Origin of the sequence: Methanospirillum stamsii (genome assembly GCF_003173335.1) — an archaeon.
Classification (GTDB): Archaea; Halobacteriota; Methanomicrobia; order Methanomicrobiales; family Methanospirillaceae; genus Methanospirillum; species Methanospirillum stamsii.
This window is the reverse complement of sequence record NZ_QGMZ01000010.1, coordinates 131162-146607: the sequence shown is the minus strand read 5'-3', so window position 1 is coordinate 146607 and position 15446 is coordinate 131162. Positions and strand designations below refer to the sequence as shown.

At 41.8% G+C, this 15446-nt stretch carries 15 protein-coding genes and 1 pseudogene; 9 read left to right on the top strand and 7 right to left on the bottom strand.

What is annotated here, in order from left to right:
- Positions 1-72: 72 nt before the first annotated feature.
- Positions 73-2508 carry a PAS domain S-box protein gene (locus DLD82_RS04970; protein ID WP_109940000.1) on the bottom strand — a complete coding sequence of 812 codons (2436 nt, stop codon included), beginning with the start codon at positions 2506-2508 and terminating at the stop codon, positions 73-75.
- A 355-nt stretch (positions 2509-2863) separates the two neighbouring features.
- Here DLD82_RS04970 and DLD82_RS04965 point away from each other — a divergent pair, with 355 nt between their 5' ends.
- The 3 genes from DLD82_RS04965 to DLD82_RS04955 all read left to right on the top strand — a co-directional run bounded on the left by DLD82_RS04965 (position 2864) and on the right by DLD82_RS04955 (position 7103).
- Complete coding sequence (locus DLD82_RS04965; RefSeq protein WP_109939999.1) at positions 2864-3304, top strand: MarR family winged helix-turn-helix transcriptional regulator; 441 nt, start codon at positions 2864-2866, stop codon at positions 3302-3304.
- Between the two features lie 139 nt (positions 3305-3443).
- Positions 3444-4832 carry a COG1361 S-layer family protein gene (locus DLD82_RS04960; RefSeq protein ID WP_109939998.1) on the top strand — a complete coding sequence of 463 codons (1389 nt, stop codon included), beginning with the start codon at positions 3444-3446 and terminating at the stop codon, positions 4830-4832.
- Positions 4833-4856: 24 nt separating this feature from the next.
- On the top strand, positions 4857-7103 hold the full coding sequence (locus DLD82_RS04955; RefSeq protein ID WP_109939997.1) for an efflux RND transporter permease subunit: 2247 nt from the start codon (positions 4857-4859) through the stop codon (positions 7101-7103).
- Positions 7104-7294: 191 nt separating this feature from the next.
- On the opposite strand, the gene DLD82_RS04945 is transcribed toward DLD82_RS04955, so the two are convergent.
- Positions 7295-7807 (bottom strand): hypothetical protein, encoded by a 513-nt coding sequence (locus tag DLD82_RS04945; protein WP_109939995.1) that lies wholly within the window; start codon positions 7805-7807, stop codon positions 7295-7297.
- Positions 7808-8067: 260 nt separating this feature from the next.
- Positions 8068-8640, bottom strand: coding sequence for a ferritin-like domain-containing protein (locus tag DLD82_RS04940; protein ID WP_109939994.1), 573 nt, complete (start codon positions 8638-8640; stop codon positions 8068-8070).
- 526 nt (positions 8641-9166) lie between these two features.
- On the opposite strand from DLD82_RS04940, the gene DLD82_RS04935 reads away from it, so the two are divergent.
- Positions 9167-9448 carry a hypothetical protein gene (locus DLD82_RS04935; RefSeq protein ID WP_109939993.1) on the top strand — a complete coding sequence of 94 codons (282 nt, stop codon included), beginning with the start codon at positions 9167-9169 and terminating at the stop codon, positions 9446-9448.
- A 61-nt stretch (positions 9449-9509) separates the two neighbouring features.
- Here the strand turns inward: DLD82_RS04935 and DLD82_RS04930 are convergent, their stop codons facing one another.
- The gene (locus DLD82_RS04930) at positions 9510-10751 is read right to left on the bottom strand and encodes a serine/threonine protein kinase (protein WP_109939992.1); all 1242 of its coding nucleotides are present in this window, start codon (positions 10749-10751) and stop codon (positions 9510-9512) included.
- Positions 10748-11542: an FHA domain-containing protein gene (locus tag DLD82_RS04925; protein ID WP_109939991.1), complete on the bottom strand. Its 795-nt coding sequence runs from the start codon at positions 11540-11542 to the stop codon at positions 10748-10750. The genes DLD82_RS04930 and DLD82_RS04925 overlap by 4 nt, the downstream gene beginning before the upstream one ends.
- Before the next feature lie 146 nt (positions 11543-11688).
- Here DLD82_RS04925 and DLD82_RS04920 point away from each other — a divergent pair, with 146 nt between their 5' ends.
- From DLD82_RS04920 to DLD82_RS04905, 4 genes are all read left to right on the top strand, one after another.
- Positions 11689-11922 (top strand): hypothetical protein, encoded by a 234-nt coding sequence (locus DLD82_RS04920; RefSeq protein WP_109939990.1) that lies wholly within the window; start codon positions 11689-11691, stop codon positions 11920-11922.
- A 13-nt stretch (positions 11923-11935) separates the two neighbouring features.
- Complete coding sequence (locus DLD82_RS04915) at positions 11936-12250, top strand: hypothetical protein (protein WP_109939989.1); 315 nt, start codon at positions 11936-11938, stop codon at positions 12248-12250.
- A 361-nt stretch (positions 12251-12611) separates the two neighbouring features.
- Entirely contained in the window at positions 12612-13115 is a 504-nt protein-coding gene (locus DLD82_RS04910; protein WP_109939988.1) for a hypothetical protein, read from the top strand.
- A 108-nt stretch (positions 13116-13223) separates the two neighbouring features.
- Positions 13224-13913, top strand: coding sequence for an MBL fold metallo-hydrolase (locus DLD82_RS04905; protein ID WP_109939987.1), 690 nt, complete (start codon positions 13224-13226; stop codon positions 13911-13913).
- A gap of 133 nt (positions 13914-14046) precedes the next feature.
- Here the strand turns inward: DLD82_RS04905 and DLD82_RS19515 are convergent.
- Positions 14047-14319, bottom strand: a pseudogene (locus tag DLD82_RS19515) (HEPN domain-containing protein); the annotation flags it as partial.
- 131 nt (positions 14320-14450) lie between these two features.
- Positions 14451-14783 carry a nucleotidyltransferase domain-containing protein gene (locus tag DLD82_RS04895; RefSeq protein WP_109939986.1) on the bottom strand — a complete coding sequence of 111 codons (333 nt, stop codon included), beginning with the start codon at positions 14781-14783 and terminating at the stop codon, positions 14451-14453.
- Between the two features lie 290 nt (positions 14784-15073).
- On the opposite strand from DLD82_RS04895, the gene DLD82_RS04890 reads away from it, so the two are divergent.
- Positions 15074-15406: a nucleotidyltransferase domain-containing protein gene (locus tag DLD82_RS04890; protein WP_109939985.1), complete on the top strand. Its 333-nt coding sequence runs from the start codon at positions 15074-15076 to the stop codon at positions 15404-15406.
- Positions 15407-15446: the final 40 nt, after the last annotated feature.

Below are 15446 nucleotides of genomic sequence, written 5' to 3'. Positions count from 1 at the left end.
TTTTTCTGGGAAGGGTGGTATTAGATATCGACGGAAATCATTGAATCCGGTGCTTATTTATCAATATAAAACTCAATTTTTTAAATCCGCCGGTTTCATCTGAATGTTGTAATGTTTCTGGATGTAATTTAATACCGATTCAGACTCAATCCACCTTGCATCAAGCTGGTTTACAATCTGGTCTATCTTTTTTATCTGGACCTCGACATCAGAGTACAATTTCTGATTGTGGTTCTCTGTCATCATGGAGATAATGGTGAGAGGATTTCTAATCCCGTCATTTAACATGGCGAGTTCTGCAAAATTGCGTTGAACCTGTTTGATGGCTATTGTTTTCTCTTTTTCAAGATCTTTTTCCCTGGTGATATCCATATAAGTCCCCTGGATTTTACTGATTTGCCCCCCAAGCCATTCTCCCCTTGCCTGTGTGCGTATCCAGATCTGGTCCCCTTTTATTGTTTTTGCCGGAAGTTCCAGTTCGTAGGATTCTCCGGTTTCTTTTAAGTTTTTAATTGCCTGAATCAGTAATTCCTTTTCAGGTTCCAGAAGACAGGACAAAATGGTCGGAATAAGTTCGTCTGAACGGTTAAAATCCGGATTTAATCCAAAAATCCGGTATGTCTCATCGGTCCAAAAAGTTTCTTTTGTCTGAAGATTGTATTCAAACCCGCCAATCTTTGCAAGTTCCTGAGACGCTTTCAGAAGAGACTCGCTTTGAGTCAGTTTATTTTCAAACTCTTTTCTATCTGTGATATCTTTTATGATGATGATGGTTCCTGAAAGCTTCCCCGTAATATCATGATGGGGAGTACTGGTTGCCGAATACCATTTTGTGCATCCGTCACTACTCCGGATAAATGAGTTATCAGAAAAAATCCCCGGTCTCTCCTCTTTTGTGCAAGATGAACATTGAGAATCCGTGCAGGGAACCAATTCCAGGATAGAATCCGAAAAAATCCGGCCAATCATCTCTTTAGATGTAAAACCCGTGAAATCTTCCATAAACTGGTTCCAGGTCTTAATTATCCCATTTTTATCAAGAACAATAATTCCTTCCCCGGCCTGGCTGATCACTTCGTCAATAAACCGGTGGGTATTAGTAACTTCGTCATTCATCATTGCAAGTTCACGATACTGACTTCGAAGTTCCTCCTCTTGTGCAGCGAGTTCTTCATATGTCTGACTTAACTGTTCATTCTTCTGATTGAGGGTTTCTATCATCTCAATTTTTGGGGTGATATCAAGACTTACACTCACCACTCGTTCAGGTTCTCCATCGTCTCCTGGAATTACTTTTCCGTGGCTCTCGATGGTTTTTACCTGAGAATCAGAGAGGATTATACGAAACTCGGTATGAAACTCAGTCTTTTCTTTAATAGCTTCAATGGAGAATAATTCCGGTTTATCATGAGGGTGGATAACTCCCATGATATCTGAAACGGTAATGGGTTTTTTCTCCCGGATATCAAAAAGTTCATACATCCTGTCGTCCCAGGTGATTTTATCCTCTTTCAGGTCCCATGAACTAAATCCCATTTTTGCAGCATCGGTAGCAATTTTCACTCGTATTAATGAGTCTAGTAAGGCTTTTTCCGCTGCCATTCTCTTCTTATTAGCATTTTCGACATTGGCCGTTATTATCCGGGAGAATGATGAAGAAAAAATGACCGTGACGATGATACTTATGAGAGTGATGGTCGCAATCGTAAGAACGAGAGTGCTGTCGGTTTTTTTAAGAAAAAAAGAAATTATCCACCCCTCAATGAGCAGGATTGCAATAATAAAGGGAACAAAGAAGAGAAGTATCTGTGAGTGAATTGAGTTGACATTGTGGAGTATCTCATCAATTGCTGAAGGGCGGGTAAGCAGCATGAAACTTACTCCACTGAGAAAAAACCCGGCAGCGGTAAGAAACGAGACCGGTTTTATTGATTCTCCATAAAAAAACGGAGATCCAAACCAGTATCCCAGGATCATGACCGCTCCCGCAACAGTAATAATAACACTCACCGTTTTTCCATATGTCTCGCAATATTGCCTGCAAACGATCCCGGATATAAGAATAAGAAACAAGATTGACGATATCGGGGACATCTGTCCCTGAGGGGTAATCCATGATACCTGTTCGCTCGTATAACCCTCCCAGTTAATGCCTGCCGGATTTCCGACAAAAATGGAAATTATTCCCCAAACTGCTAAAATTAGAGATATTATCAGGAGACTGTGGTGTATCGCAGAATACTGGGGATCTGCTTTACTGCGTTCATGGATATAAAGACTAATTCCTATAAAAATGAACAAAATCGCTGAGACCGGAGCAACAGATACACTTTGCGGAATGATTGCTACAAGGTGTCTGAACGAGAAAATCCATCCGAATAATCCTGTAAAGCCAACTAAAATCGTAGCAAGTGCCCAATATTTCGGTTCTATGATATATTTCTGAATACGGGCTATGAATTCCTGGTTTAGTATATATTGTTGCAGGATTATTCTACCGATGGGCATGACGCCTCCTTAACACAGAAATTATTTCACTTTTATCTACCTGCATTACGTCTCTGTTTCAATAAAGTTATCGTCTCTAAAACTTCCTCTTCAAAACGCGATAGATCTCCTGCGTGTTGTTACCCGGAACAAAAACCCGACAGAGAAATCCTCTGGTTTTTATCCTGATCAGGCCGGTTTAATCATTTTATCCAGGTTTTGATAAAAGCAGTGCCGGTTCTCACCTCTTTAACCGGTAAAGGCTTGTCTTTTGCTTTGATATGCTTTATTCTGTCTGCGTATTATTAAGTTAACGAATAGTTCGTAGTAAGAATTATTAACCTCTGGAATTAACTCTCTTGTGTAGTACGACATTATGGAAGCGACGATTGAAGAGCAGGCTGTAGATACTCTCCTGCGTCTGATGGAATTTTATCATGATAAATTGCTTAAGGCAGAAAAACAGGCTTTTACCGGGATACAGGCCGCACAATTTCGCCTGCTGTTCCTGTTAACCTCTGTTCCCATGATATCCATGTCAGCACTTGGAAATATGCTGTATATCTCAAAGCCTTACATGACAACCCTGATAGATTCCCTGATAGCAGAAGAACTGGTAGAGCGGCATCCTGACAATCATGATCGCCGGGTAATTAACATCAGTATCACCGAAAAAGGTCTTGAAAGGCTCAATGTTGTTAAATCAGCGATACAAAAGCAGTTACGATCAGTCCTCTCCGACCTTGAAGAATCTGATCTAAAAGATTTATGCTCTACCGGAGAACGTCTTGTCAGCATTGTCTCGAAAATCCAGTAATTCGTCTACCATAACCTCTCACATGAAATCTGAAATCCTCCTCATTGATACTCCCCATGGAAGAGGTAAAAGTCAGGAGCAAGGGATTTTCTATATAATCCGGCTCTCCTCTCTTTGATGTAACATCGGTGAACTTTTCATGAAACAATCATTCATATACTCGTCTCTTTCCGGAAATTCCGGAAAAATGAAGACAAATAACAACGGGAAACCAGAACTCTCTGTTTCCGGAAAACTCCTTCTAATTCTGGCATCCTTACTGGTTATGTCAGCATTCATAACAACTCCGGTTCTTGCCGGAACCAAGTACATGACCGGATCTCCCGAGCTCTCGGTAAGCATCGACGGGAACAATGAATTTACTCCGGGAACGACGGTTCCACTCACCATCCTTGTCCAGAACTCGGGTCTTAACCAGATAAAATTCGTCCAGTCAGGAATTGTTGACAGTGACGATGTTCCAAACACTGCAAAGATGGTAACCGTCACACTTCTTCCTGGAGAATCTCCGATTCTCGTCAAGTCTGATCCGCAGATGGCCGGAGATATCACTGGCTCTGAAGTAAAACCCGTATGTTTTGAGATACGGATACCTGAAGAGGCAAATGCCGGAACATATGCTCTTCCGGTTGTTCTTGACTATACCTATCTTGGAAATTCTGAACAGGAAGGAACTGATAGCATCGTCTATCGGTATGTGAGCAAAAAACTCGAGATGGAACTTCCGTTCATCATTAAATCAGCAATCAACCTGAATGTAACTGATGTCCAGGCAGAGAATATTAATTCCGGAGGCTCCGGATTCATTACCCTTACGCTCAAAAACACCGGAACTGATTCTGGTAAGAATGCCATTGCAAACATCAGCAGAATCGGAAACTCACCACTCATTCCGGTATCAAACAGTGTCTTTATCGGAGAGTTTGCTCCAGGTAGTGAAAAAACCTTAAAGTACAAGGTTTCGGTTGCAAAAGATGCAGAACCCCAGGACTACCCGCTTGGCATTTCAGTGACGTATGAAAATGCAGACGGAGAGACAATTACCACAACCCCCCAGAAGGTGGGAGTATTTGTCGGAGCGGACGTTGAATTTACCATAACCAGTGAGAAACCACAGATGAATCCAGGAAAAAAGAATTTCATTGAGGTTACGTACCGAAATGATGGTTCTGTCCCGGTCTATGGTGCAGAAGTCAGAATCAGTGCAGTAGATCCCTTCACCAGTGCTGATGATCTCTCCTATCTTGGAGACATTCAGCCAGGAGAGAGTGCAGTAGCAAGATTCGGACTTTCTGTTGATGAGACTGCCGACACCAAGATTTACGGACTTGATTCAGAGATAAAATACCGGGATGCCTTAAACGACAGCCATGTATCTGATACCATAAAAGTACCAATCGATGTAGTTCCAAAAGAAGGACTTGCAGCACTGCTCTCAAGTCCCGTATTTGTCGGATTACTCATAGTCATCATCCTTGGTGGCGGTTACTATCTCTATGAACACCGCCGGAAAAACAGCAAACAGTAAACAGTAACACTGTAGCAGAAAATCATGGATTCAATTTTTTCAGGTATCGCCGATCTTATCGTTAAAAAACCAGGCACCCTCTCTAAGATAATCCTGGTTCTCATGGTCATATCCCTGATTGGGATGACCATGGTCACGATGCAGACCGGTAATAGTACCTATATGGATATCACATCACCTGAAGGAATTCTGAATGAGCATTACACAGAAACATTTCAGAAAGAAACGGTGATACTTCTTGTTGAATCGGATAACTCTTTAAGTCCTGAACTTCTCGGGTATATTGATTCGATTGAAGAGCCCCTGACAAATCTTCAGTACGTTAACTCCATATCAAGCATTGTTGATGTCATCAAACCCTTAAATGACGGCATTCTTCCGACATCATCCGGAGAGATGAATGAAGTAATAGCAAAAGTTCCGGAGAATGTGCTTAGTGTGTATGTGCCCTCCGGAATGCTGAATATGGCTTCAATCGGGCTTGATGCAGGATTAACCGATGAACAAAAGTCAGGTGCACTTTCAAACCTTCGAAAGTTTATTGAGAGTTCCAACCAGCCACCGGGTGTATCGGTCAAATTAACCGGTAGTGCTGCATTTCAGGAGGAAATGAAGGCTGAAATGGGTACGTCCATGGGAACCCTCATTATGGCTGCAATGGTCCTCATGGTTATCGTGATGGGACTGCTCTTTGGATATGTAAACCACCGGTTCCTCCCGGTAGTCATTGTAGCAGCCGGACTTCTCTTTACCTTCGGATTCATTGGTCTTGCAGGCATTCAGATCAGTATGGCCGTAATTTCTGCGTTTCCGGTCATGATTGGTCTTGGTATTGATTACGCCATTCAGTTTCATTCACGCCTGGAAGAAGAAGCTAGGGACAATCCTCTTCCAAAAGCCATCCATACCACGGTCACCAAAACCGGACCTGCCGTTATGTTTGCGATGCTTGCAACCTGTATGGGTTTTATCGCGATGTTCATCTCTCCGGTACCGATGATGCAGGGCTTTGGTCTTGTCAGTATCATCGGTGTTGTGACCTGTTACCTGACGTCACTGATTGGGATACCCCTTTTTGCCATACTCATTAATTACAAGGCGAAAGGACATGGGGCTTCCAGACAGGCAGCAATAGTAGACTCCGGATTATCTGCGATAGCAGTATGGATAGCAAGACGTCCTGTTCCGGTTCTTTTGGCAGTCCTGCTCGTTGCTTTCATCGGTATTCAGATGGATACCCGGATTCCGGTGGATACGAATGAAAACTCCTTTGTTCCTCCGGATATGCCGGCAAAAACCACTCTTGACAAGGTTACCCGCACGATAGGCTCAACTGACTCAGCACCTATTGTAATTCATGGTTCTGATGTTTTAACTCTGGACTCGATAGTCTGGATGAAAGAATTTACGGATCTTGAGGTTAAAACACGGTCAAAGATTACCCGGGGAGTCAGTATTGCAGATTACCTGATTACCTACAATAACGGAGTGATGCCCTCGACCCAGGCTGAACTGGATGCAGCAATGGAAAAGATCCCGGAAGGTACCAAAAAGACATACATAAATGGGAACAATGAAGCAGTAATCCAGTTTTACACGGTAAAACTGACCACAACCACAAAGAGCGATCTTAAAGAGGATATTGAAGGAGATTTAAGACTCTATCCGCCACCGCCTGGAATCAAGGCAGATCTGACCGGTAGTTTTGCGGTGTTTACCAACCTCGTGAATGATATCGTTGAGAGTAAGGATCTTATCACCTACATAGGATTTATCCTGGTGGTACTCTTTCTGGCTGTTGTCTACCGGAATATCAATGCACTCACTCCGATTGTGCCCATTGCAGCGGTTGTCGGGTGGAATGCAGTGGCGATGTATCTTCTTGGAATTGATTACAATGTGATGACGGCATGTCTTGGATCGATGACCATCGGAGTTGCTGCTGAGTACACTATCCTGGTGATGGAACGGTTTATCGAGGAGAAAGAGGTTACTCCGAATGTTATCGAAGCACTCAAGAACAGTGTGAGCAAGATAGGCTCTGCCATTATGGTATCCGGATTTGCTACCTTCTTTGGGTTCTCGGCATTAATTCTCTCTACCTTCCCGATTATCTCAAACTTTGGTCTCACCACTATTATCGCTGTGCTCTTCTCACTGATTGGAGCAATTGCAGTAATGCCCGCAATTCTCTCGTTCGTTGACAAGGTTATGCATGATGTCCATGAATTCGAGGAAGAGGTACTGCATCATCCTCATTCTAACAAATAATTTTTATATGTTTCCGGTTAAAAACCGGATGAATCTTTTTTAATCTCGTATATTTTCCCTGGTCTTTGGTATCTGTAACTAAACAGAGATACTGGTATGAAGAGATCTGAGTTATGATTAACCATTGGATGCCATGAAGGCAATTTGAAAAAAGGGTGAGATTAATGGTCTGTGGAATTGTGGATACCCGGTCAGTATGGAGTATTATTAAATCGGTAGAGTTCGGTATCAACTAACTGAGGTGACGTGTTCATTCTTTCCATTTCTATGTCAATGGGTTTTGGTGTTTTATTGAGAATTTCAAGTTCTGTATCAACGAACTGAGGTGACTTGTTCATTCTTTCCATTTCTATGTCAATGGGTTTTGGTGTTTTATTGAGAATTTCAAGTTTTGTATCAATGAATTGAGGTGACGTGTTCATTCTTTCCATTTCTATATCAATTGGTTTTGGTGTTTTATTGAGAATTTCAAGTTCAGTATCAATGAACTCAGGTGACTTGTTCATTCTTTCCATTTCTATATCAATAGGTTTTGGTGTTTTATTGAATCGTTCAAGTTCAGTATCGATTAAATCAGGTGTTTTGTTAAACCTGTCTAATTGGTAGTCAACCAGCCTTTTGGTATCACTTGTGCCGGAAGAATCACTTCCCTGCACCATTACTACGATAAAGCAAAGGAAAAGCAGTATTATTACTTTTTTCATCCTTACGTTTTTGCTGTGAATAATTAATTATCTTCCTGTTTGCAGCAATAATGCCCGAATGGTTCTTTGAATATCGGTTAACCCGGGTTGATACTTACATTGATTGTAAAAAAAGATGACCTCACTCATTTTAAGGGAATATTCCCCCGACTATTATAAAATCTGAATAATTTTGTGATTTTAGTATCCTGGTCTATCTGGTGCAGGGAGCATGATGTTCCTATCCCCGGAGAAAAAAATAAGGGCAGATAAAAATCGGTTTAAGTGAGTTGCCTGGTAAATGCACTTAAGTGATTTTCCGACCCGCTCCGGAGGTTCGTGTAAACCAGAATAATATCCGGTTTGCTGGTGTTTGCAATTGCTTTATCGAGATCTGCAATATCTGTTTCTTCGATAGATACTCCGGCTTTTAGTGCATCAGTCAGCGACAGTTTTCCTTGTTCTGCCAGTTCTTCAGACAATGTCCGGATATCCGGGTTACTATAGCCTGATGAAAGATTTCCAATCATGTCAGAAGGAACCTGGTACCTGTCAAGTAAAAATTGCACTTCACTGGCATGTGTCTCTTCAGCATCTGCAATATTCTCAAATACCGGAATAGAATACATATCATACCATACTCTATAGAGATCATGTGCCATCTGTTCTTCTTCTCTGATGAAGAGGAGATCTAAAACTTCAATATCAGTCAGGTTGTAGGTATCCGGCTCTGGAAGGGTCAGATTCATATTATCTACAAATCTGTTTCCATTCCCCTGTCCGGCAGCAGATAGGGGGAGGATAATTACCAGGGATGCAAGGAGAAGAATGAGGAGCACAATAATTTTTTTCATGATGCATACCGCCTGTCTGGTGGATAATCATCTATACATTCTCAAGAGATATAAACTTTCAAAACAGGGGGGTTACATCCCTGAACTTTCTGGTTTTAGGGGATATGCAATTCAATTATTTCCTGATTTTGAGATGAGGCAGAGATTATTGGTGAGTACCTGAACAGATTGATATCTATCAGTTGGACCCACTGCATGGCACTTTTATAAGATAGAAAAGATGCTACTTCCTTTTTCGGTCGGAAGGTCAGCAAATACCATATCTATCTGCCATGAGGTTCAAAAAAGGGATATCGAAAAAATATCTCCGGATAATGGATGATTTCATCGCAGATACCTCTAATCGGTTGATTAATTCTACTGATGAATGTGATCTTTATTCCTATTTTTTGTATTTTTACGTAGATTACAAAAACACTCATAAATAAGGGTTAATCACATCTATTTATTTTAAATATTAAATTAAATGGGATTATCCGATCTATTATCTATGATTAAGATCTAATATATACTGTATCATTTGACCATGCAGCAAAAACGACCAAACAAAGTTCTTGGATATCGTACTGATATTCATGGAGAACCCATTCAAACGCTCATCGGCCCGGGTGAAAAAGAAAGATCTATTATCTTTTCTCTGAATTCGGGAGAAACAACCATCATCACATCACAAGATCTTAAAAACAAACAGGAACCATTTCTTCCGTGTGATGAATTGGTAAACCAGAAAATTTTCAGGAACATGAAAAAACATCCGGATATCTATGTGAAGTTTTATAAATTCCTGAATGAGAAAATTCCCCGCTAAATCTAATTTTATAGTCTGCTTAATCCCTGAACTCTCCGGCTTTAGGGGATGTATAATTCAATTATTCCCTGATGATGATATGAGAGAGGTCATCGGAGAGTGCCTGAACTGATGGGTATCTCTCAGTTGGATCGATTGCCATGCACTTTTGTAAGATAGAAAGGATTAAACTTCCCTTTTCTGTCAGAAATACCGGTTCTTTACCTGAAGGAATATCTGCTTTGCCGGTCAGAAGTTCAGCAAATACCATCCCGGTCTGCCAGATGTCTGTTGAAAATTTGCACTCCGGATGACTTTTTCGTTGTTCCGGAGATGCATATGTTGGAGAAAATCCTTCTACCGACCATCGGGATGAACCTGACCGGGCAAGACCCCAATCGGTAAGTTTTGGGATTCCTTCCGCGGTTAACAGGATGTTTGTCGGTTTTATATCGCAGTGAATTACTCCCCTTGCATGGGCATACATGAGAGCAGAGACCAGACCTCTGATAATCCCTAATGCCTGCTCCAACTGCACCGGCGTATTCAGTTCTGCAACTGATCCGGGGAGATATTCTATCTCGATATAAGGAACCGGAAGGATATTAGCCGAAAAAACCCGTGCAATATGCGTATGTTCCAGATCCTTCCAGATATTTATCTCCTGCATAAATGACATTCCGGTCTTTTCATCATCTCTTCTTGGAACCTTAACAACCACCGGAACTCCATCTCCGATGCGTTCTGCATACCAGACAGCCCCTACTCCGCCCTCACCAATGAGCCGGACATTTTTATATCTGTTCATGGGGAGAGGAAATGCGGAAATATTCCTTGAATCAGATTTTATCTCGAAAAAATGTCCATGTCTGACCTGCTTTATGATCATTACCATTCCGCTCAGAATAGATAGTGCCAATGAAATGATAAGAAGCGTCGTGCCCGGGTATACCGTCTGAAGAAGACTGAGTGATTGACGGGAGAATAATAACAGACCTAATGCCAGTGTCCCTGATATTACCTGACCAAAGCCGATTACTACTATCAACCGGACAGGAAGACGAACCTGAAAGAGAGAGATGAGGTGAAACAGGATAAGGAGAAGGAAAAGTATCAAAAACGAAGGCATATAGAGATTGATTGCATTCCCCGGCCCGGCTCCCATTCCTCCCCCATGTCCATGATGCACAGATGTAGAAAGGAGGAGTACAAAAGCGAGGAGGTAATTCACAGCAAGGATGAGGCTTAGAATATTACCTATTCCGGCGGAGATGTGTTTTTTATCTGCAATCGTATTTGCTGGTGGAAAAATGGTGGTTTTCATGAATTATCGGTTTTTCCTGAACGAAAGATAAACGCCACTCCCAGTGATTCGGGTGAGAGTTCAATATGGTCTCCGTCTGTAAGCACCACGGGGTCATGAGACACGGGTTTACCATTTACATACGTCCCTCCTTTACTGTTACCTTCTGAAATCGTCCAGAATCCTGACTGTATTCGAAGCCATGCATGGGGACGTGATACCCGGCTGACCGATCGATACCCGTCATTGAGCAGTATTGCAGGTTCCAAAGAGATCCCGTCCCATCCCTCTTCTACCCGTCCAATCCGGTAGACATTTTCTGTTAATTCAAATACATCTCCAGTCTGTGAACCGCTCGTAATAACAAGTCCGGGTCCGGATGATGGGAGGATGCTGTGCAATCCGGTTTTTACCTGTATAGCCCGCTCTGATAAATCCGGAATATTACTTCCTGTTACCGAGGTAAAGATGGTAAGATTGTTTGCTGCATGTTTTAACGCATCGGGAATGAGAATATAATAGAACACCGGCTGACCCTGGTTTGCAGGTTCATCTGAAACCCCTATCTCTTTTTGTATCAGACCCAGTGATAACAGTTTATTCAGGTGCTTTTTGGTATTCTCATAACTTGTTTTAATCTCATGTGAGATCTGTCTGACTGTCCGGGGCCTGGTTCCGACATATGAGAGTATTTGAAGACGGATGGGACTTGCAAGAACATCGAGATATTCTGAGAGTTCAGAAATAAATTCCTGATCTGAACTGGTAAGGATCGTCCGGTCATCTGGTTTATCCGGATTCACATGTATCATCTCACTTGTTCATTGGCGGCCGGTCAATATCAATGTCTACCCTCTTGTAACCAACCGGTTCAGGGGGGGAACCAGTCCCATTTTGTCCGTTTATATCTCACAAAGCCTAATGGAAGAGTATGCACTGCAGGAGGTGCAGATAAATCATGAAAGGAATAACAATTTTTCTCATATTAGGTCTGATTGCTCTGGCGTTTATACTCCCGGCATCAGCAGCCGGCCAGGGTGGAAATGGAAAGATGCTCCAGAGTGGAGGAGAGTTAGGCCAGAACCTTGGAACGTGTCCAAATCCGGATTGTCCCCAGGAAGATTGTCCGTTTAACCAGACTCCTCCCCGGGATGGAACCGGAATGCAGTATGGAAAAAACCTGAAGCGATAAGAAACCAGGTGAGATGATGAAACGAACCACCATGGGTATTGTAGGAATTGGAATCATTGCCGTACTGGTGATTCTGATCATGACTCTTCCGGTATCAGGAGCAGGAAAGACCGGCCCCCAGGATGGAACCGGCTACCACTTTGGTCTGAATAATCAAAGCAATGCCGGTCAGCAGGGTGCTGATGGATCCTGCATCCGGGAGGTTTGTCCGCATAACGAAAACCCGCCCCGTGATGGAACCGGAATGCAGTATGGAAGATTAGAAGGCAAATCCGGAAATGGTGGAAAGTCCGGACAACATGGGCATGGAAAAGGCCACCATCAGTAGGATGGTTTTTCCATCCGGTCCATAGATTGTGAATTTTTCCGTCCATTACGGGTATTCCCCTCCGTTTTTTAATCAAACCCTCTAAATGACCAAAATCCCTGCTTCTTTTTTCATACAGCAAGCCTGACATTGTCTTCTCTGTGGATGAGTGGTCCTATTCATATGGCCAAGAGCAGTCAGTCCACTCCGGTCTGGTTTCTATTTTCATGGAAACATTTTCAGGTTTCCAGGCCACGCTCTTTAATGCCAATCAATCGTTAAATCGGCTGAAATTCTCGCTATGTTCTCATTTTGTTTTTTTCCCTTATACACTCCGGTTCAATACTGTATGTCTCAGTTCGAGACAGGGGAAAAGTCGAACATGGCAGATTTTGTAGCAAAGTCAACCGTAAAAAGTGCTGAACGGGTTCTCGCAGCTCCGTTTGCAAGCAAAGATGCGATGAATACCATCATCGCCGGAATAATCACTGATAATCCGTGGAACTGCACGCCATACACTTCCGGAGGGGAAACTCTTGCTCCGGTCCAGAAAACTTCCGAGTATTATACCGGGAAGGTCGTCTATGAAAACACCGAAGGAAAACAGGTCGGGTATGTGACTGTCCGTGCCGGATCATCCGGAGCCTTTGACACCATTACCTCAACTGTTCTGGCAAACACTGCCATGGCAAGTGCGATGGGGGGGACTGCATCACATGACAGTTCAGAAGATAACTTCTCCGTGACACTCAAATGTCATACTGAAACCGGAGAACTCTTTAATATCCGGTTCAACCGTACCGGAGTCATGGTATCAAGTTACGAAGCAGATAGCATTCTCACAACCATTGAGACCTGGGCAGACACGATTCCGGCCCTGGCATAATTCTTTTCTCTTTTTTTGTGCTGAATTACTGCATTGGAACCTTTTTTCTGAATTTTCTTTTTTTCCTCAACCAAAGATCCTATTACTTCACAGATCTATCATTCATGCATGACTGACATCGTACCGCCACTGGAGATAATCCCAATATCGCTCGGGTTTGTGAATGCATACCTGGTGAAACAGGAGGGAATTATTCTTATTGATACCGGAATACCCGGTAGTGCATTGAAAATCTTTGACATAATGAAGGAAAACGGAATTAACTTTCAGGATCTTTCGCTTATTATTCTCACCCATGGTCATCAGGACCATGCCGGATCAGTATCTGCTATTCGTGAGAGAACTACGGCTCCGGTATTGTCGCATGTAAATACTGCAGAGTTACTGCAAAAAGGGGTGCAGGGTGAATTACAGCCCTGTTCGATGACGGGACATCTTTTAAAATTCTTTTTTTCCATGAAGAAACACTCGGCATTTCCTCCATTTAAACCGGATATTCTCATCGATGCCCCCTATAATCTCTCTTCTTACGGAATATCCGGAATGGTAATTCCAACTCCCGGCCATGCAAAAGGGTCGGTGTCTGTAGCACTTGATTCAGGTGAGAGGTTTACAGGAGATCTGATATTCCCGAAAATTCCATCCGGAAAGCCAGGATTTCCATTCTGGGCTGATGAACCTGATAAAATACTCTCAAGTATCCGGACCATTGCCGATGATAATGCTACGGTCTTTTATCCCGGACATGGAGGTCCTTTCATGAGAAAAGATGTCCTCGAACTGATTAACCATGTGTAGATCCGGTACCGATATTATTAGAGACTGAGAAGAAAGTGTCCTCCCATTCAATACTACAAAAAATCCTGATTATTACGGATTATCCCTTCTTTCAATCCGGAATTTCAATATTATTTCCAAAAGCGAAAAACTCTTAGTTATTTTCAATATTGGTTATTTTTGAAAGGACGAATGCTCGGACAAATTCGGCTTTCTTTATTGCATCCCGAGATTCTTCTATACTTGGAAAGTAAAAGTCATCAGCATATCGGATTTCAACCGCAAAATCAGTTAATTCATCAATGTTCTTCTGTATTAGTTCATTAAAAGATGGATCAATTAGTATACAGTCTCTGATGAGTCTGATTAATGAATGAGTTTTAGGAATTTCACTATCTGAAAAAACTAAAAATGCTTTTAGATATTTTTCAGCGGTCTGCTAAACATGGAAACATACGGTATCCAGAGCCGGATCTTCGTGTTCTATCTCATGGCATGCATTTTTTAAATCATTATCAGCCTTTACGCACCATCGTCGTAGAGTTTCAATATTTATACTCATACGGGTAATCCTTCCCGTAAGGCATAGTACGAGATTCTACCCTTGTCGTTGTTTGCTGATTGAATTTCATCTTTTGCCAGTACGATAAAATCTGCATCGATATCATAATCAAAAACGAATATTTTTCTAATTCCTGATATGATTTTTCTTTGCAATAAATGGGGGATTTTTCCCTCTGTAATTATAAGAAAATCCCAATCGCTGTCCGGTTTTGCAGTTCCCCTCGCACGACTACCAAATAGATAGACTGAAATGACAACTATCTCCTGTTTCGCGAATTCGTCGCGAATTATTTTTGACAGGAGTTCGATTGGAGGTATATTACTCATTTTTGTAAAAACTTCTGATTAATGATATGGTGTATATAATTTTTCTTAAGTATGTATCATTCTATAGGTTTTGTAGATTATCAATATGATAGGTTTTTTCCTGGTTGAAAAACCCTACACAAATTAACTAAAAATCAAGCAAAATTTCATATTCAAAAAGAAGGAGTTGTAATATTTTTCTCATTGAGTCCGGATGTTGGATCGAATATTACCCCTTTATTGCCATCCTGCTCAATGATATTACTAAAGACTGCACGGATGATTATTGAAGATACTGGAGATTTTATTACATGGATTCATGGGTTGAATCTTTAATCTCTGATTTATCAGAAGAAATAAAGAAACAGGGGATACAGATTGCCGTGATTGTCCTGTTCGGCTCACAATTTGATGGAACAGCAACCAATGAAAGTGACGTTGATCTTGCAATTGTTTCTCCCTCATTTATTGGTCTTAGTTCACTTGAGCGAAGAAAAGAAGTTAAAAATTCTCTCCGTCAAATAATTAAAACCTATAAAGTACCTGTTGATCTTATTCTTCTTACTCCTGAAGAGTACGAAAATGAAAAGTCTCTACGTATGTCATTTATTCGTCAGGGAATTCCTGTTTCTGCCCTGGTATAAAATAATGGTAATAACCTGGTAAAACCGGTCTCTCATCTAT